Raw genomic sequence first — 19,461 nt, forward strand, 5'->3', positions numbered from 1 at the left:
TCGTGGACGAGGCCCGCCACTCTCCGCGACGCGGAATCGGCGGCTGAGTCACGCCGGGACCCGGGAAGAAGATCACCGGGAAGGCCGGGGACGGCGGCCCCAGGAGGGGGTCAGGACAGGGCCGTGGACGTCGTCGTTACAGCTTGATGACCGCACCGGGGACCAGGCGCTTCTCCCCGCAGATGACGGTCAGCTCGCCCACCTGGTGCCGGGAGAGCTCGCGCCAGCCCTGGCGTTCGTAGAGCGCCAGGGCGGCCTCCTGGTTGAGCGTCGTGTCGCCCCTGACGCTCTCGAAGCCGAGCTCCACCGCGCGCCGCTCCAGCGCGAGCAGCATGGCCGTGCCGAAGCCTCGCCGCCGGAACCCCGCATGGACCCGCAGCCTGCAGATCTCGGCGGTCCTGGTGTCGACGGGCTTCAGGCCGCCCATGGCGACGACCCGCGAGGCCACCTCGCCCACCAAGAAGTCACCGCCGCAGCCGAGGTAGATCTCCTGGATGCGGGGGAAGTCGTCGTCGTAGTAGACGCCGTCACCGGGGACCAGCCCCACTTCGGCGAGGCAGATCCGATGGAGTGCGAGGATGGTGTCGAGATCGGACCAGCGATAGCGCCGGATCTTCAGCTTCATGCACCGCCCCCTTTCGGTTGGGGCTGCCTGGGCCGGCGCAACTCGGCCCGGTAATCTTCCAGTCCTGGATGGTGGGCGTCGCGTCCCATGACCGCCTGTTCGAGCGCCAGCGCGGGGCGCACGATGAAGTCGGTCAGATATTCGTCGCCCACCTTGCGCAGGGCCGCCGTGCCGATCCGCAGCGCCTCGGTGACGTCGCCGTCGATCAGGCGGCACTGGGCCTGGTCGAGCCGGATCAACGTCTGGTCCAGGATGTGGTCCTCGTATTTCGTCAGCGCCTGGTCGAGCACCACCTCGGCCTCGAGCGTCTGGCCGAGCTTGGTGAGCACGTCGCCCTGGTAGAAGTAGAGCTGCCGCTCGGTGTAGCCGAAGGCCACGTCCTCCTGGTCCTCCGACCTCATGTTGGAGAAGGCGTTGCGGGCCCGGGCGAGCGCGCGCTTGGCCTGGTCGACGACCTCCTTCTTGCTCTCGGTGCCGGAGAGCATGGCCAGCGCCCTGGCCTCGACGACCGGTGCCATGGCCTGCGCCGGGCACGGCGTGGACCCCGCCAGGTCGCGGCTCTTCTTGGCCAGGGTGAGCGCCTCGCGGGCGTCGCCGAAGTAGAGGGGGACGAGCGACTCGCGGGCGCAGATCCACGCGCGGAGCGCGCGGTCGCCCGTCTCGTCCGCCGCCATGCGCCCGGTGCGGAAGAACGAGCGGGCCAGCCGGTGATCGCCCAGGTTGATCATGATCATGCCACTCAGCCCGGAGAGCTGCGCCGCCATCCTGCACAGGCGGTCCTGCAGATCGTTGGGCTGGCGGCGGGACATGGCCGTGCGTACGGCGCTCAACTCGAGCATCACGTCGCACAGCAGCCTGAGCGGAGCCGTCGTGGTGTATTGACGGCCGAAGCTGACCGTCGCCTCCTCCCACTGGTCGAGCATCTGGGCGGACACGGAGGCGGAGACGAGCGTCTCGTCCATCCGGCGCCTGATGCCCTCGCACGCGCCGAGCACGGGCCCGTCGAGCTGCTCCAACAACTTGGTGTCGGTGTTGAGCAAGTTTAATAGCGTGCGACGCAGGACGTTTTCGTCCTCCTGGGCCTCAGGCTCGGTGACCATCGGCTGGAGGTCGAGCTCGCGCTCGGTCGGCTGAAGCGGCTTCTCCCGCTCGGTCGCCAGCACCCCCGGCATCCGGTGGCCGTGGCCGCAGATGCACGGTCCGTCGAAGCCCAGCGCGACGGGCTCCACCCGATAGACGGTGCACAGGTAGTGCAGGTATTCGGGCCCAGGGCGCTTGAGCCCGCTCTCGTAGGCGGAGAGCAGGGTCTCCCCGATGCCGGGCATCGGTTTCGAGTCGCGCTCGAACAGGGCTCTGATCTGCTCGATCACGTCGGCCAGCGCGATCCCGAAGGCCAGGCGGTGCGCCTTTATCCGGGTCGTGTTGAACTGGGACGCGCACGTCTCATGGATCTCATCAGCTATCTGGGCCGACGTGCGCCCGGCTGCCAAGGCCTTGGCCCTGATGCGCCGGGCGATCTCCGTCTCCCTGTGCTGTCTGCCGGACATCCCGGCCCCTCTCACGATGCCCTCGACCGGTCCACAACTGGTGACTCAGCGTAGCCCCTTTGTTGCTGTGCGCCTACCCAAGATGATGAACCAATGCCGGCCGGATGGGAAATGCGCCCATCCGGCGCACGGTTAAGGATCGTCCACCGCGGGACTGTTTCTTACAACCCATGAGGGAGAAGCAACTCCCTGTGAGCGGACCCCCCTCGTTGCGCCCCGCCTTGACATGCGTCATGTTGGGCCCACCAGCACCGATTCCTAGGGAGGGACGAACAGTGGGGGACGACAACTTCGAGCACCTGGAGCGTCTGGTAGCCGAGCTCGACGCCCGTGGAATGCTCGCACGAGTGGTCCGGACCCAAGGGCGTCTGTTCGTCCGGGTCATCAACCCGAACGCCACGAGCCTGTCCGAGAACGTCACCTGCCGCCCGGCCAACGTATCTGACATACCCGACTGGTGGTACTGCTGGTCCTGGGGCGAGCGGATGCACACGGCCGACGACCCGGCTGGTGCGGCGACGAAGGTCGCCCGAGTACTCGCCGCCGTGGGGGAGTGACGACGTGGTGAACCGGGTGGAGCGCAGCCACCACGGCTCACCGCGTCCACGGCGGCCGACACGGAGCCGGTGGAGTGGCCGGTGCGGAGGGTCCCCTGTATGCCGGGGCCCTGGCCACTCCGCCGGCTCCGATCCCCGACCCTCCTGCGCCCACAAGCCGCTCGCCCGGTCCGCCGGGCGAGTGTTCGGGGGATCCCTTCCGGAACCGGCATGGGACACGCTTCCGGGTGCGTGTCCCGTTCCGAGCCGTCCGTCATCGGAGCGTCCGCTCTCTCCCTCCGCGGCCCAGAGAGTCGGCGTCCCCGTCTTCCCCGGCGTGATGTGACGGCGGGCGGTTCGGTCGGCGGTATTTTTGGATCGAAACGGTCCAAGCCGACCGAACCGCTTCCGGAGGGGGATCCGCCCAGTGTTACTGCTGGTGACAGCGTCGCCACAACCCAGCGCCACACCGACGACCGGCCTGCCGGATCCCGAGAAAGTGGTCCAGGGAATCGCGACGATGTGCCAAGGCGACAGCGTCTGCTCTACTCTCGTGGAGATGTTCGGCCAAGCGCCCTGGGCACCACTCGTGGCCAGCACGATCGTCATCGTCCTGATCGTCGTGCTGGCTTTCGTGCTCCGCAAGATCGCGCACCGGATCATCTCGCGAGTGGTCAACCGCGCGGCCTCGGGTGGATCCATCACCAGCAGGTTCCGCAAGGGCGTGGCCACCGACTCGCTCGACGCGCTCCTCCACGAGCGGCGCAAGCAGCGGGCCGAGACCATGGGCTCGGTGCTCAAGCACGTCGCCTCCATCGTCATCCTGGGCACGGCGGTGCTGACCGTGCTCGACCGGTTGACGATCAACATCGCACCCCTGCTCACCAGCGTCGGCATCCTCGGCGTGGCCATCGGCTTCGGCGCCCAGGAGCTGGTCAAGGACTTCATCGCGGGCATGTTCATGCTGCTCGAAGACCAATACGGCGTCGGCGACGTGATCGACGCGGGCGCCGCCGTCGGCACGGTCGAGGCGGTCACCCTGCGCGTCACGAGGCTGCGCGACGTGGACGGCCGCGTCTGGTATGTCCGCAACGGCACCATCACCAGGGTCGGCAACGAGTCGCAGGGCTGGTCGCGGGCCTACGTGGACGTCCCGGTGGCCTATGACACCGACGTCGTGGGCGTACGCGTGCTGCTGGAGCACGTCGCGGAGGAGATCTGGGCCGACCCCGAGCTCCGGGAGGCCAAGATCGTGGAGCAGCCGCAGGTGTTCGGCGTCGAGCAGCTCTCCGACAGCTCGCTGGTGTTCCGCCTGAGCGCCAAGACGCTGCCCGCCCAGCAGGCGGAGGTGTCCAGAGAGCTCCGGCTCAGGGTCAAGTCGGCGCTCGACGACGCGGGCATCCCCATGGTGGCTCTTGCGTAGGAGGACCGGTGCAGGCCTCGCAGGACCCGGCGCGCCGTGGTGCACATAAGCTTGGGGGGTGACTGAGACCTCCTTCTTTGACGCCGTCGGAGGCGAGGAGACCTTCCGGCTGCTCGTGCACCGCTTCTACGAGGGGGTCGCAGAAGACCCGTTGCTACGGCCGCTCTACCCCGAGGCCGACCTGACGGGCGCCGAGGAGCGGCTGCGGGGCTTCCTGATCCAATACTGGGGCGGTCCCAAGACCTACAGCGAGCAGCGCGGGCATCCAAGGCTGCGGATGCGGCACATGCCGTTCGTGATCGGCGAGCGGGAGCGGGACGCCTGGTTGCGGCACATGCGCGACGCGGTCGACTCCCTCGACCTGACCGAGGAGCAGGAGACCAGGCTCTGGGACTATCTCGTCTACGCCGCCCACAGCCTGGTGAATGCCCCGGTATAAACGGGCATGACACGCCACATGGAAACCCCCTGGTGGCGTGACGCCGTCGTCTACGAGATCTATGTGCGCAGCTTCGCCGACGCCTCGGGAGACGGCGTCGGCGACCTGGCCGGGGTGCGCGAGCGCCTGCCCTACCTCGCCCGGCTGGGGGTGGACGCCGTCTGGCTGACGCCGTTCTATCCCTCCCCCATGGCCGACGGGGGCTACGACGTGGCGGACTACCGCGACGTCGACCCCATGTTCGGGACGCTGGACGACTTCGACGCGCTGGTCGCCGACGCGCACGCGCTCGGGCTGCGGGTGATCGTGGACATCGTGCCCAACCACAGCTCGTCCGAGCATCCCTGGTTCCGGGCCGCGGTGCGCGGGGAGAAGCGCGATCGCTACATCTTCCGTGACCGGCCCAACAACTGGCGCTCCACCTTCAGCGGGTCAGCGTGGACCCAGGTGGCGGACGGGACGTACTACCTGCACCTGTTCGCGCCCGAGCAGCCCGACTTCAACTGGCGCAACCCCGAGGTGCACGCGGAGTTCCTGGACGTCCTGCGGTTCTGGCTGGACCGGGGGGTGGACGGGTTCCGTATCGACGTGGCGATGGGGCTCTACAAGGCGGAGGGGCTGCCCGACGTCGGCGACCAGTCGTTCAAGTCGGAATCGCCGGTCTGGGGACGGCCCGAGGTGCACGACGTCTACCGCGAGTGGCGCCGGCTGCTGGACGGCTATCCGGGGGCGCGCATGGCCGTGGGCGAGGTGTGGACCGACAGCCTCACCGACCTGGCCCTCTATGTGCGGCCCGACGAGTTGCACCAGAGCTTCAACTTCGCCTGGCTGCAGGCGCCGTGGTCGGCGACGGCGTTCAGGAAGGTGATCGACGACACGCTCGCGGCTGTCCCGTTCCCGACCTGGGTGCTGTCCAACCACGACGTCGTACGCCACCGCACCCGCTACGGGGCCGCCGACCCCGGCACGGGGATGGCGCGGGCCAGGGCGGCGCTGACGACGATGCTGGCCCTGCCCGGCTCGTCCTACCTCTACCAGGGCGAGGAGCTGGGGCTGCCGGAGGTGACCGACCTGCCCGCGGTGGCCCGGCAGGACCCGGTGTTCCTGCGGTCGAAGGGCAGGTTGCCGGGGCGCGACGGGTGCCGGGTGCCGATCCCGTGGACGGTGGACCCGCCCTCGCACGGGTTCTCGCCCGGCGGGGTGGAGCCCTGGCTGCCGCAGCCGGCCTCGTTCGCGGAGCTGAGTGTCGAGAAGCAGGAGGGGGACGCCGACTCGACGCTGGAGTTCTACCGGCGGGCCCTGCATCTACGCCGTGACCTGGTGGGATCCCTTCCTTACACCTTGGAGTGGCTGGAATCCCCCGAAGGTGTGCTTTCTTTCACCCGTGGGCCGCTGACCTGCGCGATCAACTGCAGCACCAGGGCGGTACGCCTGCCCCGGCACGAGGACCTGCTGCTGGGGAGCGGCCCGCTCAGGCGGGGCCTGCTGCCACCCGACACGGCGGTGTGGCTGCGGCGCACATCATGATCGTTCTCCCCGGAAGGGGATGACGGGTAACGAGATCAGCGCGCATCCCAGGCCTGCGGCGAAGCCGACCCCGTAGCCGGTGTGCGTGATCAGCACGCCGGCCAGCGGCGTGACGGCCAGGGAGACGGTGTTCTGGATGGTGTTGTGGGTGCCGAGCACCCGGCCGGCCCAGGCGGGCCCGGCGAGCTCGCCCGCCTTCAGGTAGGCCAGGCCGTTGCCGGCCACGGTCATCACCGAGGCCAGCGCGAGCATGAGAGGCCCGAGCCAGCTGCCGGTCAGCGTTCCGGCCACCAGGAGTGCCAGCACGCCCAGGGTGGCGAAGGTGAGCAGGAGAAGGGGTCGCATGCGCAACCCTGTCCGGTCGGACCAGCGGCCGACCGCGATGCGCACCGCCGCCCCGCCGATCGCCGCTATCCCGAACAGTTGCCCGGCCCCCACGTCGTCCCAGCCGTACTGGCGGACCAGGAACGTCACCCCGTACGTGCTGACCACGACCTGCGGCACCACGTGTAACGCGCTGGTGGCGTGCACCCGCCAGAGCGCCGGCTGCCGGTACGGCGTGCCCGCCGGGGCGGTGCCGGACTCCTGGATCGGGTGCGGCGGCTCCCTGAGGAAGAGCGCGGCCAGCACGGCGGCCAGCAGGCTCACGCAGGCGCAGACGATGAGCACGGCGGGCAGGCCGTACGCCTGGGCCACGGGCGGGAGCGCGAAAGCGCCGATCGCCATGCCCAGGGTGAAGGAGACCTGGCGCAGCCCCATGGCGACGCCCCGCTCCGGCGGCCGGAACCAGCGCAGCACGATGCGGCCGCCGCCGACCATCGCGGCCGAGCCCGCCGCGCCGGCCAGGGCCAGCAGCGCGATGACCGCCCAGGCCGGCTCCACGAACGCGACGGCGGCGAACAGCAGGGCCGCCGCCCCCACACCGAGGCCCAGGACCACCCGCTCGCCGTGACGGTCGGCCAGCGCGCCCCAGGCGACCAGGGCGATCAGGATGCCGATGGCCGGGGCGTTCGCGATGATGCCGGCCACCGCCAGCGGGACCCCGAAATGCCGCTCGACCTCCGGCATGACCAGAGGCAGGCCGAACAGGCCCAGGGTGACGCCGGCGTGCGCGTTGACGCCGAGCGCCAGCATCCACCAGCGCCTCACGAGAAGCGCTTGAGGTAGGCCAGTTCGCTCTCGGTCAGCCTGCGGGGTCTGGCCTCTTTGACGTCGTAGGCCGCGATGACGGACGCGGCGGTGACGAACACCTCGTCGTCGTCGCGGATCTCGTACTGGAGGGTGAAGCGTACCGGCCTGATCTCGGTCACCCAGGTCTCGACCCGCACCGGTGTGGCGCGGAAGCCGAGCGGGCGGCGGTAGTCGATCTCGTGACGGGTCACCACCAAGCCCTTGAACGGAGTCTCCCCCGCGTTGTGCGGATCGATGTGGAACATGCCGAACCGGGCGTCCTCGAGGTAGTCGAGGAAACGGACGTTGTTCACGTGCCCCTGGGAGTCGATGTCGGCGAATCTCACCGTTCGGGGATAGACGTGTCGATGGGCCTGGGAACGTTCAACCACGTCCGCAACCGTACCCCGTTCCGCTCAGGTGACCTTGCGCCGGGCCAGGCACGCCAGCACGGTCAGGACCGAGATCGTCGCCATGGTCGCCAGCGCCCACTGGTAGCCGGTCACGAGTTGCTCCACCGCGCTGCCCCTGAGCCGGGAGAGCGTACCGGCGAAGACGCTCTGGTGGAGCACGGCGGGCAGCGGCGCGGTGATGATCGACAGGACCAGGCCGGTGCCGACGACGTTGCCGGTGTTCTGCAGCATGAGACGCATGGCGTTGACGATGCCGAGCCGCTCGGAGGGCAGCCCGTCCAGGATGGCGGTGGTGTTGGAGGGCAGGAACACGCCCGACCCGAGCCCGATGAGCACCAGCCCGAGCGCCACCGCCGGATACGGCGTGGCCGCGGACATCACGGCCAGCATCACCAGCAGCCCGCAGGTGGTCATCGCGGCCCCGGCCACGGCCAGCGTGCGGGCGCTCAGCAGGCGTTGCAGGAAGCCCGAGCTCACCGACGCGACCATCGCCGCCACGGCCAGGGGCAGCACCTTCAACCCGGCCTGTACGGGGTCGTCACCGCGTACGGCCTGGAAGTAGAGCGCGACCAGGAACACCATGCCCATGCGCGCGACGGCGTTGAGGAAGGAGGCGAGCGTGCCGAAGGCGAACGCCCGCTCGCGGAACAACCCAAGGTCCACCACCGGATGCGCGGCCCGTGCCTGCCTGACCAGGAACAGCGGCAGCCCGACCGCGAACCCCGCCAGCCCGCCCAGCACCACCGGATGCCCCCAGCCGAGCCGGGTGAACTCCGACAGCGCCAGCAGCAGCCCGCCCAGCGTGACCAGCACGAGCACGCATCCGGGCAGGTCGAGCCCGCGCTCGCGCCCGGCAGGCGGCACCCGCCGTAACACCAGTGCGCCCCATGCCAGGCAGATCAGCCCGATCGGCACGTTGAACCAGAACACCCACCGCCAGCCCAGGCTCTCGGCCAGCACCCCGCCCAGCGTCGGCCCGATCAGCCCCGCGATCGAGAACGAGGCCACGTAGACCCCCATCCCCTCCCCCAGCCTCTCCCGCGGGAAGGCGTCACTGACCAGGGCGGCGCTGTTGGTGAGCAACATGGCGGCCCCCGCCGCCTGGACCACCCGCATGGCCACGATCGTCCACGCGTTCGGCGTCAGGCCCGCGAGCAGGGCCGCGGCCGTGTACGTGGCCAGCCCCCACAGGTACAACGTGCGCCGGCCGAACATGTCCGCCAGCCGTCCGAATACCACCATGAGGACAGTCGTGGTCAACTGGAAGCCCAGCAGTATCCAGCCGGCCGCGGTGGCGTCCGCGCCGGTGTGGCGGGCGATCTCCGGCAGGGCGACGTTGATCGCGCTGCCGCCGAGCCCGGTCAGCACGCTGGCCAGGCTCACGACGGACAACGTTCGCCAGGCATAACCGACGGGGGTGGTGGTCGTCGCCAGCAAAGACCTGTCCTTTCTAGATTTTGATACTAGAATCTAATTCGCATCGTCAGCCGGTCAAGGATCGAGGTGTCGGATGAGCGGAATAGTCGAGGGCCGCGTGGTGATCGTCACGGGCGCGGCCAGGGGCATCGGGCGCGGGCACGCGCTGGAGTTCGCCCGCCAGGGCGCGAAGGTGGTGGTCAACGACCTCGGCGCGGAGGTCGACGGCACGGGCTCGTCCGAAGCCGCCGCCGAGGTGGTGGCCGAGATCGAGGCCCTGGGCGGCCAGGCGGTCGTCAACGGCGAGGACGTCTCCGACTTCGACGGCGCCGAACGGCTCGTGAACACGGCCATCGAACGCTTCGGCCGCCTGGACGTGCTGGTCAACAACGCGGGCATCCTGCGCGACCGGATGCTGGTCAACATGACCGCCGACGAGTGGGACGCCGTGATCAGGGTGCATCTGCGTGGCACGTTCGCGCCGCTGCGCCATGCGGCCGCCTACTGGAGGGCCAGGGCCAAGGCGGGCGAGCCGGTCGACGCGCGGATCATCAACACGACCTCGTCCTCCGGCATCTACGGTAACCCGGGGCAGGGAAACTACGGCGCCGCCAAGGCCGGCATCGCGGGGCTGACCGTCATCGCGGCGCGCGAGCTGGAGCGCTACGGCGTGACCGTGAACGCCATCGCCCCCGCCGCCCTCACCCGCATGACCGAAGGGCTCATACGCCCCGCGGGGACCGGCTCGACCAGCGCCGACCCCGACGACATCGCGCCGCTGGTGGTCTGGCTGGCCAGCGCCGAGGCCCGGGGGATCACCGGCCGGGTGTTCAACGTGCGAGCCGGGACGATCAGCGTGGCCGAGGGCTGGCACGCCGGCCCCGCCGTCGACAAGGGCTCCCGCTGGGACCCGGCCGAGCTGGGCGCGGTCATTCCGGCCCTGGTGGACAAGGCCGCGCCCAACGCGTTGACCAACGGCCGCATTCCCGGGCGGGAGGACTGACATGGCACTCGACCACGGCCTGATCGGCGTCGAGAACCCGCCCCACGAGCGCACGTGGACCGCCAAGGACACCATGCTGTACGCGCTCGGCGTCGGAGCGGGCCTGTCCGAGCTGGAGTTCACGACCGAGAAGGGGCAGCGGGTGCTGCCGACGTTCGCGGTGCTGGCGGCGCAGGCACCGGGGCGGCGGCTGGGCGACTTCGACCCGGCCCGGCTGGTGCACGCGGAGCAGTCCTTCGAGCTGCACCGGGAGCTGCCGGCGGCGGGCGGCGTGCGGACCACGACGAAGGTGACCGGCATCTACGACAAGGGCTCGGGCGCGCTGGTGGTCACGGAGGCCAGGGCGGTGGACCTGGACACCGGCGAGCCGGTGATCTCGGGCCGCAGCTCCCTGTTCATCCGGGGCGAGGGCGGTTTCGGCGGCGACCGCGGCCCCCGCGACGACTGGGCCGCGCCGGACCGGGCCCCGGACCACAAGGTGACCTATCCCACGCTGCCGGAGCAGGCGCTGATCTACCGGCTGTCCGGTGACTACAACCCGCTGCACAGCGATCCGGAGTTCGCCGCCCGGGCCGGCTTCGACCGCCCGATTCTGCATGGGTTGTGCACGTACGGGGTCACGGGCCGGGCGCTGCTGCACGCGGTGGCGGGTTCGGACCCGGGGCGGTTCCGGGCGATGTCGGGGCGTTTCAGTAGCCCGGTGTTCCCCGGGGAGTCGCTGACGGTCTCGATCTGGGTGGACGGGGCGGAGGTGCTGTTCAGGACGGCCAAGGACGACGGAACGGTGGTCATCGATCGCGGCCGGGCCACGATCGCCGGGGGTTAGTCCCCATGCCAGAAAGTTGAGGGCTTTGGGCGGCTGTCAATGAGGGTTCGGCGGGAAAGGAGATCTTCCCGGAGCGAGCAGCGACGACTGTTCGCTGCCGAGCCGAGTTTCATCACCGCAGGCTGATTTCTGCACGCGGCTTCCTCGAAGGCCGGCCCGCCGCAAAGGTACGTGAGACAACGGCGCCCCGGTTGGGCCGGGGCATTCCCCGGGGCGCCGTGCGGGCCTCAAGCGATACTGATGCCAGGCCCGCCAAGGTCAGAAGTCGATGAATCCGTACAGTGCCAGGTGGTTCGACTTCGTGCCGCCCACCGTGTGGTCGATCGGCGAAGGCCGCACCGCACCCTTGACGAACAGATAGTCGATCTTCCGGGAGCCCATGGTGGCCTTCGCGCCGTAGCCGGTCATGCCGAAGCCGCTGAGCGTCGTCGGAGCGATGTTCGCGCGGTTCGCGTCGATCCCGATGACCCGGATCGTCGAGGCGTTCATCAAGCTGGTGGCGTCGGCGCCGACATGGATGCCGGAATTCCCGATGCCGGCGCTGCCCGCGCCCCCACACGCGTTCGCGCCGTTCTCCTCCGGGAGATGCATGGTCGCGGCGAACACGGTGGTCCCCGTCGCCTTGATCGTGAACCGCGCCGCGATGGCACTCGTGCGCTTCCACTTGGCGGCGTTGGTAGTGCCGCTGTCGTTGTCCGGCGGCTTGTACAGAGTGCAGCCGGCCCCGCCGTTGTACGAGGTGCCGGGCTTCAGCCAGCCCGCGCTCCAGTATTTCGAGATGTCCCCGGCAGCCAGGCTGAGTGTCCTGGAGTTGTAGACGATCGCGTTGGTCTGCTTCTTCTTCAGGTCACCGAGCGACTGCTGGCTGCACTTGTGCGTGCTGCCCCAGGCCTCGGGGTCGTCCCACGCCACGATCGCCTTGTACGTTCCTGCCGCATATCCGAACTTGGCGCCGAGCTGGTCGGCGTAGGCCGTGGCCTGCCCGGTGCCGCGCACTTGCTGCACGATCAGCAGATCGGGAGGCTGCACCCCCGAGGTGCCCGTCTTCCCACTGTCGTCGACCAGGATCGACGTGAGGTGGTCCGGGCCCGAGATCCGGGTGCACGAGCCGTCGGCGTTGTTCGTGATCAGGTTTTCAATGTTGTTGTTGTAAACCCGTAAGACCCGCTCAGCCGCGGGTGCTTCCTGTGTCTGCGCGCTTACGGCGGTGGCCGTGGTGGCGAGTGCGACAGCCGCCGCGAGCACCGCCGCGGCAACCGATCGACAGGTGAATGACATGGTCGAAAAGTAGCAATCATCTCGTACTGGCAACACGGGGCCCTTCCCGCGGTGTAGATCGAGGCCGGCCCTGCGATGTGCGTCGCGTCGAGAGCGACGAGCTCCAGGCGTCCTGTCACGGCGATGCCTGTCATCCTGTCTCTGTCCCTGTCCCTGTCCCTGTCCCTGTCGGGGCAGGATCATGCCGGTGAAACTGGCACGCTGGTCCGGCAGAAGCCGGAGAGCGATCCGCGCCGTCCCAGGGGGTGCCGTCCGAGCGGCAGTCCCTGGGACGGCTGTCCGGTCAGCCGCTCGGGAGCTGTACCTGGCTGCGGAACAGGTAGTGGTCGGAACAGGGGTGGTCGTCGCCGCCGCACTGCCCGACGTCCGTCAGGTGCTCGACCCGGCCGGGCGGCACGAAGAGGTGCCAGCGGCCGGCGAACACGTAGTCGATCTTCTGTGGCTGGTTGCCGCTCGCCTCGTCGCTCCAGTGCGTGGGGCCGCCGCCGCTCTGGCGCGGGACGCACGAGCCGAGTTCGCCGCAGTCGCGTTCCTGGTCGACCTCGGTCACCGCTGCCCGCCGGATCGGCGTACAGCGTGCTGAGGCCACTGTTGGACGGTGGCACCCGGATGTTGAAGTCGCCGGCCATTCTCCTGGTCCAGGTGTGTCGAGCAGGCCTTGAGGTCGCGGCTGGTGCCGGGCAGCCGCGCGACGACGCAGGCCACACTCCGGTCCACGCCGGAGAAGTTCTCACCGGGGAGGGCGGTACCCGAGGGCTTCCAGCCGGACGCCGAGGTGTTCGAACTGGCGCAGGCAGACCTCGTTCAGCGAGATGACGTCCGGGTTGCGCGCCTGCACCAGGCGTTATCAGCCCTCGCATCGTCAAACGCGCGATCTCCAGACACCGGGCCAAAGGCCACGTCGACCGCACCAACCACCGAGCAGCCATCAACATCAACGTTCTTACCGAACCCTCATTGACAGCCGCCCAAAGCCCTCTGGGGTTAGTCCGCCTCGTCGAGCACCCTGAGGGGGTCGAGGCGGTGGATCAGGGTCATCGCGGCCTCGATGACCTCCTTGGCCTCCTCCTCCGTGTCCGAGGTGGCCACCTCGCGGGCCGCCTCGCCGATGATGCTGGTCAGCACCGCCACGGTGAACCGGTCGAGCGGGTCGCCCCCGGCCCCGAGCAGCACCGCGTTCTGGCGCACCCACTCGCGGCCCCGCGTGCGGCGGATCAGCTCGAATCCCGGCGGCCCGTCGCCGTCGATGAACAGCCTGACCAGGTCCCGCCGCTCCCACGCGCCCGCCAGGTAGGCCCGGGCCCCCGCGATCAGCAGCTCGACCGGATCGGAGACCCCGGCCTTCTTCGCCTTGGCCACGCTGGCGGCCGAGGCCTGCTCGTGCGCCGCCTGGTGGTCCTCGTAGAGCGCGAGGAAGAGCTCGGTCTTGCCGCCGAAGTGGTGGTAGAGGCTGCCCACGCTGGACCCGGCGCGGGAGACCACCTCGGAGACGTTGGAGTCGGCGAAGCCGTGCTCGCTGAAGACCTCGCGGGCCGCCTGCAGCATGCTCTTGCGGGTCTGGGCCGTACGGCTCCACTCCCAGGACGACTTCCGTGCCATGCGAGACATCCTAACTCCGGCAAATTCTAGAATCTGATTCTTGACATCCGGCCGGTCCGCGCAAGAGTCTCTTCCTAGAGAACGATTCTAGAAATTGAGGAGGCGGCTGTGGACTTCTCGCTCACCCCCGAGGAACGGCAGATCCGCGACACCGTCCGGTCCTTCGTCGAGAAGGAGATCATGCCGCTGGAGCCCGAGGTGCTGCGCAACGAGCGCGCGGGCCGGCCGGCGCTCGACCCCGAGGTCCTGCGCGACCTGCGGGCCAAGGCCAGGAAGTCCGGCTTCTGGGGGATCAACACCCCCGAGGAGTACGGCGGCGCGGCGCTCGGCCCCATCATGTCCGCGATCATCGCCATGGAGGTGGGCAGGACGTTCGTGCCGTTCTCGTTCGGCGGCAGCGCCGACAACATCCTCTACGCGGGCACCGAGGAGCAGAAGCGGCGCTACCTGCTGCCCACCATCGAGGGCGAGCGGCGCTCCTGCTTCGCGATCACCGAGCCGGGCGCCGGCTCCGACGCCCGCAACATCCGTACCCGGGCCACCAGGGACGGCGGCGAGTGGATCATCAACGGCGAGAAGACCTTCATCACGGGCGGGAACGAGGCGGACTTCGTCATGGTGTTCGCCGTGGCCGAGGAGTACGGGGTGACGTGCTTCCTGGTGGACCGCGACCTGGGCTGGACGTCCGAGCCGATCCCGACCATGGGCCAGTGGGGGCCGGCGGCGCTGGTGTTCCAGGACGTGCGCGTCCCGGAGGAGAACATCCTGGGCGAGCTCGGCAAGGGGTTCGAGCTGGCCATGCAGTGGATCGGCCAGGGCCGGTACATGATCCCGGCCCGGGCCATCGGAGCGGCCGAGCGCATGCTGCAGATGGCCGTCGACTACTCCAAGATCCGCAAGTCCATGGGACAGACGATCTCCGAGTACCAGGCCATCCAGTGGATGATCGCCGACTCCCAGGTGGAGATCGAGGCGGCCAAGTGGCTGACGCTGTACGCGGCGTGGCGGGTGCGCGAGGGGCTCGACGCCCGGCACGCGTCCTCGATCGCCAAGCTGAACGGGGCGGAGATGGCCAACCGGGTAGTTGATCGGGTGCTGCAGATTCACGGGGGTATGGGCTACACCAAGGAACTGCCGATCGAGCGGTGGTATCGGGAGTTGCGGCTGCTACGCATCTTCGAGGGGACCGACGAGATCCAGCGGCGTACGATCGCCCGCAACCTGATCAAGGGACACGCCCGGCTCGGCCTGATCGGGGAGTGATCGTATGTCGGTGCAGGCGTTGTTCAACCCGCGTTCGATCGCCCTGGTGGGGGCCACGGACAAGTCCGGGTGGTCGGTCAGCACACTGCTGAACCTGCGTACGCACGGCTTTCCCGGGCCCGTGCACCTGGTGAATCCCCGGGGTGGCGTGGTGCACGGCTCGCCTGCCTTCCGGAGCCTGGCCGAGGTGCCGGGGCCGGTCGACCTGGCCTACGTCATGGTGCCGACCGCCGCCGTGCTCGGGGTGTTGCGGGAGGGGGCCAAGCTGGGGATCAGGTGTTACGTGGTGCTCACGGCGGGGTTCGGGGAGGCCGGGTCGGAGGGGGCGCGGCTGGAGTCCGAAATTTCGGCATTTGCTGTGGAAAATGATCTTACGATCCTGGGGCCGAACGGGAACGGGTACATCAACGCCGCCGCCGACGTGACCCCGTACGGGCTGCCCATCCCCGCGCCCCTGCTGCGCGGCTCGGTCGGCGTGGTGCTGCAGAGCGGCGCGCTGGCCAGCTCGGTCCTGGCGTTCGCGCAATCCCGCAACCTCGGTGTCAGCCTGCTCACCTCGATGGGCAACGAGACGGTCGTCACCGTCACCGACGTGATCGACTACCTGGTGGACGATCCGGCCACCAAGGTCATCGCGCTGTTCCTGGAGACGATCAGAAACCCGGCCGAGTTCTCCCGGGTGGCGCGGCGGGCGCTGGCGGCGGGCAAGCCGATCGTGGCGCTCAAGATCGGGCGCAGCCGGCTGGCCTCGAACACCGCGCAGGCGCACACGGGGGCGCTGGTGGGCGACGACGACGTGATCGACGCCGCCCTCCGCCAGCTGGGCGTGATCCGGGTACGGTCGCTGGAGGACCTCATCATCACGGCCGGGCTGCTTGCCTCGTACGGGCCGCTGCCGGGGCGGCGGATCGGAGTGGTCACGCCCTCCGGCGGGGCCTCGGAGATAATCGCCGACCGGGCCGAGGACGAGGGGCTGGAGCTGCCGCCGTTCGCTCCGGAGACGGTGGCGCGGCTGGCCGAGATCGTGCCGTCGTTCGGCACCGTACAGAACCCGCTCGACGTCACCGGCTACGTCCTCATCGACCGCACCCTGCTGGGCCGGGCCCTGGAGATCGTGACCGCCGATCCCGGGATCGACCTCGTCATGCTCCTGTCCGAACCGCCCAGGATCGCCCCGCCCGACCCTGCTCCCTCCTTCGCCCTGTACTCGGCCAGCGCGGCCCGCATCGCCGCCGCGCCGGTGCCCGTGGTGGTGGTGAGCAACGTGCTCACGGACGTCACGGAGTTCGGGCGGCGGGTGCAGCAGGAGACCGGGTTCCCGTACGTGGTGGGCGGAATCGAGCACGGCCTCCACGCCATCGGCGCAGCCGTGCGCTGGTGCGAGACCCACTCCCGAGCCCTCCCCCACACCGCCGCCGCGCAGGCCGACCTCATACCGCAGCCCGGCACTACCAGGAAGCCCCGAACCAACACGCAGCCCGAAACCAGCACGCACGCCCCGGCCACCGCCACCACTGCCTCTCCGGTGGCTCTCCCGGCCGGTATCGGTGGTGTGTGGGCCGAGCACCGCGCGTCCGCCCTGCTCGCCTCGGCCGGGCTGCCGGTGGTGCCGTCCGTGCTGGCGGGCACGGAGGCCGAGGCGGTCGCGGCGGCCGAGCGGTTCGGATATCCGGTCGTCCTCAAGATCGCGGCCGAGGGTCTCGGTCACAAGAGCGACATCGGAGGCGTACGGCTGGGGGTGACGGGCCCTGAGGAGGTACGCCAGGCGTACCGCTCACTCACCACCACAACCACCGTGCCCGCACCCCCACCCACCATCGACCCGACACCGTCACCCACCACTCCGGACTCCGACCCGCCGTCGTTGGCGGGGATCCTCGTACAGCCGCAGCGGACCGGCGGGATCGAGTTGCTCGTCGGCATCGTGCGGGACCCCGCGTGGGGGCTCACGCTGGCGGTGGGGCTGGGCGGGGTCTGGGTGGAGGTGCTGCGGGACACGGCGCTGCGGGTGCTGCCGGTGGACGCCGGCGAGGTGCGGCGGGCGCTGTCCGAGCTACGCGGCGTGGCGCTGCTACGCGGGGCCAGGGGCGCCGAACCGGCGGATCTGGACGCGGTGGCCGAGGTAGTGGCACGGATCGCCGCCTTCGCAGAGACCCTGGGCGTCCGCCTGGAGTCCCTGGAGATCAACCCCCTCCTCGTCACCGGCTCCCACGTCGAGGCCCTCGACGCACTGGTGACCTGGCGCCCCGCCAACTGAACCCCACCACGGGACACCCCGCTCAACCGCGAATGGGCGACCACACCCGCCCATCCGCGACCCCATGCCTCGACCCCTGCGCCTCGGTCCGACGCCCGCCCCCATACCTCAGTCCAATGCCTCGACCCTCGATATCCCGCCGACAGCGGTCCACGATCAGGGCAGGCGGTTGGTGAGCACCAGGGTGGCGGCCGAGGCGAACATGCCGCCGTTGCCCAGCACGACGCTCACCTCCACCCCCGGCACCTGGGCCGCCGCCTCACCCCGCAACTGCCGTACCGACTCCTGGATGGCGAACATGCCGTACATCCCGGTATGCGTGTACGACAGGCCGCCGCCGTTGGTGTTCAGGGGCAGGCGACCGCCCGGTGACGTGTGGCCCTCGGCGATGAAGGCCCCGGCCTCGCCCCGGCCGACGAACCCCAGATCCTCCAGCCCATAGATCGGCACATGGGCGAACGCGTCGTACACCATGAGGTGGTCCACGTCCTCATGGCCGATCTTGGCCTCGGCGAAAGCCGCCTCGCCGGAGAGTCTGAACGCCTTCGACGTGGTGAAGTCCTCCATCTGCGAGATCATCGGCGACTCGGCGGCCTCGCCGGAGCCCAGCAGGTAGACCGGGGAGCGGCGCGACAGCTCCTCCGTCGTGACGATCAGCGCGCCGCCGCCGTCCGTCACCAGGCAACACTCCAGGAGGTGGAACGGGTAGGCCACCATCCTCGACGCCAGCACGTCATCCACCGTGATCAGGTCCCGGTACATCGCCCGGGGGTTCATGTGGGCCCACCGCCGCTGCGCCACCGCCACCTCCGCCAGCTGCTCGTGGGTGAGGCCGGTCTCCTTCATGTACCGCAGGGCCGTGATCGTGAACGACGTCGGCGGCCCCACAACTCCGTACGGCAGCTCGAACTGTCCCAGCAGTGAATCCGGCGCCATCCCGAAACGCCCGGCTCCGATACGCGACCTGCCCGACTCCCCGTGGGTGATCAGGACGGTACGGCACATGCCCGCGCGGATGGCGGCGGCCGCATGCCGTACGTGGAACAGGAACGACGACCCGCCCACCCCCGTGCCGTCGAGCCAGGCGGGCGTTATCCCGAGGGCGTGGGCGATCTGGATCGGGCCAGGGGTGCCGACGGTGGCGATGCCGTCGATGTCATGCTTTGTCATACCGGCGTCGGCCAGCGCATTCCTGGCCGCCTCAAGGTGGAGCTGCAGGGTCGAGTGGGTGGGGAGGCGGCCCACCTCATCCGTCTCGGCCGCGCCCGCGATCACGATCGTCATCTGGTGCCTCCCGCCGGCTCGAAAAGGGGCACATGCATGTCTCCGCGCTGCTCGAACACCACCCGCAACTCCATGTCCAGCGGCAGGTTGTCGGGGGTGTTCGGCACGCCCACGAGGTTCGTCATCATGCGCACGCCCTCCTCCAGCTCCACGACCGCGATGGCGTACGGGGCCTCGTCCTCGAAGCCGGGGGCCGGGCGGTGGTTGATCACGTAGGAGTAGAGGGTCGCGCGACCACTGGCCCGCACCCATTCGACCTGGTCGCTACCGCAGTGCGGGCAAGCGGGGCGCGGGTAGAAGTAGTGCCGCTCGCACGTCTGGCAGCGCTGAATCCTGAGCTCTCCCGCCGCCGTACCGTCCCAGAAGGGCTGGGTCTCAGGTGTGGGCTTAGGTACCGGCTTCATCGGCCTCCCCAATCTGGTTCTAGAATCCCACTCTAAATCTGCCCCCCGTTCCCAGAAAAGACCCATGTGCGATGGACGACCGATGCAGGGTCGACGCCCAGCGGTGGAGTCGGCGGACAGTAAGCGGGTGCCGAACCCCAGTGCCTGTGCTCGGTGCCGGTGCTTGGTGCTGGTGCCGGGTGCCGGGTGCCGGTGCCCCGGTCTCGGGTGCCGGTGCCCCGGTCTCGGATGCCGGGTGCCCTGTGCCGGCGCCGGGGTGCCCGGCGTCTCGGCGTCCGGTAGCGGGCCGGGTGCCAGTGCCGGGCCGGGTGCCAGTGCCCGGCCGGGTGCCAGTGCCCGGCCGGGTGCCAGTGCCCGGCCGTATGCCGGTGGCGGGTCATGAGCAGAGTGCGGTCGGCCCCACACCGCTACCAGCCACCAACCCGCCACCAGCCACCACGCTCGCCAGAAC

Annotated in this window: 18 protein-coding genes; 8 read left to right on the forward strand and 10 right to left on the reverse strand. The window is 69.7% G+C overall.

All coding sequences use genetic code 11. The annotated features are described in order from the left end of the window. Positions 1–136: 136 nt before the first annotated feature. Together BLS95_RS36225 and BLS95_RS36230 are read right to left on the reverse strand one after the other, a co-directional pair. Positions 137–625, reverse strand: a complete 489-nt coding sequence (locus BLS95_RS36225; protein WP_090942219.1) for a GNAT family N-acetyltransferase — start codon at positions 623–625, stop codon at positions 137–139. After that, the gene (locus BLS95_RS36230) at positions 622–2,172 is read right to left on the reverse strand and encodes an NsdA family TPR-like regulatory protein (RefSeq protein WP_090942222.1); all 1,551 of its coding nucleotides are present in this window, start codon (positions 2,170–2,172) and stop codon (positions 622–624) included. The genes BLS95_RS36225 and BLS95_RS36230 overlap by 4 nt, the downstream gene beginning before the upstream one ends. Before the next feature lie 275 nt (positions 2,173–2,447). Here BLS95_RS36230 and BLS95_RS36235 point away from each other — a divergent pair, with 275 nt between their 5' ends. From BLS95_RS36235 to BLS95_RS36250, 4 genes are all read left to right on the forward strand, one after another. Further along, positions 2,448–2,729 (forward strand): hypothetical protein, encoded by a 282-nt coding sequence (locus BLS95_RS36235; protein WP_090942225.1) that lies wholly within the window; start codon positions 2,448–2,450, stop codon positions 2,727–2,729. Positions 2,730–3,267: 538 nt separating this feature from the next. Next, positions 3,268–4,131: a mechanosensitive ion channel family protein gene (locus tag BLS95_RS36240; protein WP_245765488.1), complete on the forward strand. Its 864-nt coding sequence runs from the start codon at positions 3,268–3,270 to the stop codon at positions 4,129–4,131. Positions 4,132–4,189: 58 nt separating this feature from the next. Further along, positions 4,190–4,570: a globin gene (locus tag BLS95_RS36245; protein ID WP_090942230.1), complete on the forward strand. Its 381-nt coding sequence runs from the start codon at positions 4,190–4,192 to the stop codon at positions 4,568–4,570. Positions 4,571–4,588: 18 nt separating this feature from the next. Continuing rightward, on the forward strand, positions 4,589–6,097 hold the full coding sequence (locus BLS95_RS36250) for a glycoside hydrolase family 13 protein (protein WP_090942233.1): 1,509 nt from the start codon (positions 4,589–4,591) through the stop codon (positions 6,095–6,097). Here the strand turns inward: BLS95_RS36250 and BLS95_RS36255 are convergent. From BLS95_RS36255 to BLS95_RS36265, 3 genes are all read right to left on the reverse strand, one after another. Then, complete coding sequence (locus tag BLS95_RS36255; protein WP_143043994.1) at positions 6,092–7,246, reverse strand: MFS transporter; 1,155 nt, start codon at positions 7,244–7,246, stop codon at positions 6,092–6,094. The genes BLS95_RS36250 and BLS95_RS36255 overlap by 6 nt on opposite strands. Continuing rightward, positions 7,243–7,614: an acyl-CoA thioesterase gene (locus tag BLS95_RS36260; protein WP_090942240.1), complete on the reverse strand. Its 372-nt coding sequence runs from the start codon at positions 7,612–7,614 to the stop codon at positions 7,243–7,245. Before BLS95_RS36260 ends, BLS95_RS36255 begins: the two co-directional genes overlap by 4 nt. Before the next feature lie 69 nt (positions 7,615–7,683). Beyond that, positions 7,684–9,117 carry an MFS transporter gene (locus BLS95_RS36265; protein WP_090942243.1) on the reverse strand — a complete coding sequence of 478 codons (1,434 nt, stop codon included), beginning with the start codon at positions 9,115–9,117 and terminating at the stop codon, positions 7,684–7,686. A gap of 73 nt (positions 9,118–9,190) precedes the next feature. Between BLS95_RS36265 and BLS95_RS36270 the strand changes: the two genes are divergently transcribed. Both BLS95_RS36270 and BLS95_RS36275 read left to right on the forward strand, forming a co-directional pair. Further along, complete coding sequence (locus BLS95_RS36270; protein WP_090942246.1) at positions 9,191–10,099, forward strand: SDR family oxidoreductase; 909 nt, start codon at positions 9,191–9,193, stop codon at positions 10,097–10,099. A gap of 1 nt (position 10,100) precedes the next feature. After that, the gene (locus BLS95_RS36275; protein WP_090942249.1) at positions 10,101–10,925 is read left to right on the forward strand and encodes a MaoC family dehydratase; all 825 of its coding nucleotides are present in this window, start codon (positions 10,101–10,103) and stop codon (positions 10,923–10,925) included. Positions 10,926–11,183: 258 nt separating this feature from the next. Here BLS95_RS36275 and BLS95_RS36280 read toward each other — a convergent pair whose 3' ends face one another. The 3 genes from BLS95_RS36280 to BLS95_RS36290 all read right to left on the reverse strand — a co-directional run bounded on the left by BLS95_RS36280 (position 11,184) and on the right by BLS95_RS36290 (position 13,802). Then, positions 11,184–12,203, reverse strand: coding sequence for a hypothetical protein (locus tag BLS95_RS36280; RefSeq protein WP_090942252.1), 1,020 nt, complete (start codon positions 12,201–12,203; stop codon positions 11,184–11,186). Between the two features lie 283 nt (positions 12,204–12,486). Beyond that, the gene (locus BLS95_RS36285) at positions 12,487–12,753 is read right to left on the reverse strand and encodes a hypothetical protein (protein ID WP_090942255.1); all 267 of its coding nucleotides are present in this window, start codon (positions 12,751–12,753) and stop codon (positions 12,487–12,489) included. A gap of 434 nt (positions 12,754–13,187) precedes the next feature. After that, positions 13,188–13,802 carry a TetR/AcrR family transcriptional regulator gene (locus BLS95_RS36290; RefSeq protein ID WP_090942258.1) on the reverse strand — a complete coding sequence of 205 codons (615 nt, stop codon included), beginning with the start codon at positions 13,800–13,802 and terminating at the stop codon, positions 13,188–13,190. Between the two features lie 108 nt (positions 13,803–13,910). Between BLS95_RS36290 and BLS95_RS36295 the strand changes: the two genes are divergently transcribed. Both BLS95_RS36295 and BLS95_RS36300 read left to right on the forward strand, forming a co-directional pair. Next, the gene (locus BLS95_RS36295) at positions 13,911–15,065 is read left to right on the forward strand and encodes an acyl-CoA dehydrogenase family protein (RefSeq protein ID WP_090942261.1); all 1,155 of its coding nucleotides are present in this window, start codon (positions 13,911–13,913) and stop codon (positions 15,063–15,065) included. A 4-nt stretch (positions 15,066–15,069) separates the two neighbouring features. Next, on the forward strand, positions 15,070–17,322 hold the full coding sequence (locus tag BLS95_RS36300) for an acetate--CoA ligase family protein (RefSeq protein ID WP_090942264.1): 2,253 nt from the start codon (positions 15,070–15,072) through the stop codon (positions 17,320–17,322). A gap of 156 nt (positions 17,323–17,478) precedes the next feature. Here BLS95_RS36300 and BLS95_RS36305 read toward each other — a convergent pair whose 3' ends face one another. Together BLS95_RS36305 and BLS95_RS36310 are read right to left on the reverse strand one after the other, a co-directional pair. After that, positions 17,479–18,606 carry a thiolase C-terminal domain-containing protein gene (locus BLS95_RS36305; protein ID WP_090942267.1) on the reverse strand — a complete coding sequence of 376 codons (1,128 nt, stop codon included), beginning with the start codon at positions 18,604–18,606 and terminating at the stop codon, positions 17,479–17,481. Continuing rightward, on the reverse strand, positions 18,603–19,010 hold the full coding sequence (locus tag BLS95_RS36310; protein ID WP_090942270.1) for a Zn-ribbon domain-containing OB-fold protein: 408 nt from the start codon (positions 19,008–19,010) through the stop codon (positions 18,603–18,605). The genes BLS95_RS36305 and BLS95_RS36310 overlap by 4 nt, the downstream gene beginning before the upstream one ends. Positions 19,011–19,461 lie beyond the last annotated feature (451 nt).

The sequence above is a fragment of the Nonomuraea jiangxiensis genome, assembly GCF_900099965.1.
GTDB lineage: Bacteria > Actinomycetota > Actinomycetes > Streptosporangiales > Streptosporangiaceae > Nonomuraea > Nonomuraea jiangxiensis.

Coding starts and splice junctions, on each gene's coding strand:
- BLS95_RS36225 (WP_090942219.1), bottom strand. CDS start 625: ATGAAGCTGAAGATCCGGCGCTATCGCTGGTCCGATCTCGACACCATC.
- BLS95_RS36230 (WP_090942222.1), bottom strand. CDS start 2,172: ATGTCCGGCAGACAGCACAGGGAGACGGAGATCGCCCGGCGCATCAGG.
- BLS95_RS36240 (WP_245765488.1), top strand. CDS start 3,268: ATGTTCGGCCAAGCGCCCTGGGCACCACTCGTGGCCAGCACGATCGTC.
- BLS95_RS36250 (WP_090942233.1), top strand. CDS start 4,589: ATGGAAACCCCCTGGTGGCGTGACGCCGTCGTCTACGAGATCTATGTG.
- BLS95_RS36270 (WP_090942246.1), top strand. CDS start 9,191: ATGAGCGGAATAGTCGAGGGCCGCGTGGTGATCGTCACGGGCGCGGCC.
- BLS95_RS36275 (WP_090942249.1), top strand. CDS start 10,101: ATGGCACTCGACCACGGCCTGATCGGCGTCGAGAACCCGCCCCACGAG.
- BLS95_RS36280 (WP_090942252.1), bottom strand. CDS start 12,203: ATGTCATTCACCTGTCGATCGGTTGCCGCGGCGGTGCTCGCGGCGGCT.
- BLS95_RS36290 (WP_090942258.1), bottom strand. CDS start 13,802: ATGGCACGGAAGTCGTCCTGGGAGTGGAGCCGTACGGCCCAGACCCGC.
- BLS95_RS36300 (WP_090942264.1), top strand. CDS start 15,070: ATGTCGGTGCAGGCGTTGTTCAACCCGCGTTCGATCGCCCTGGTGGGG.
- BLS95_RS36305 (WP_090942267.1), bottom strand. CDS start 18,606: ATGACGATCGTGATCGCGGGCGCGGCCGAGACGGATGAGGTGGGCCGC.
- BLS95_RS36310 (WP_090942270.1), bottom strand. CDS start 19,010: ATGAAGCCGGTACCTAAGCCCACACCTGAGACCCAGCCCTTCTGGGAC.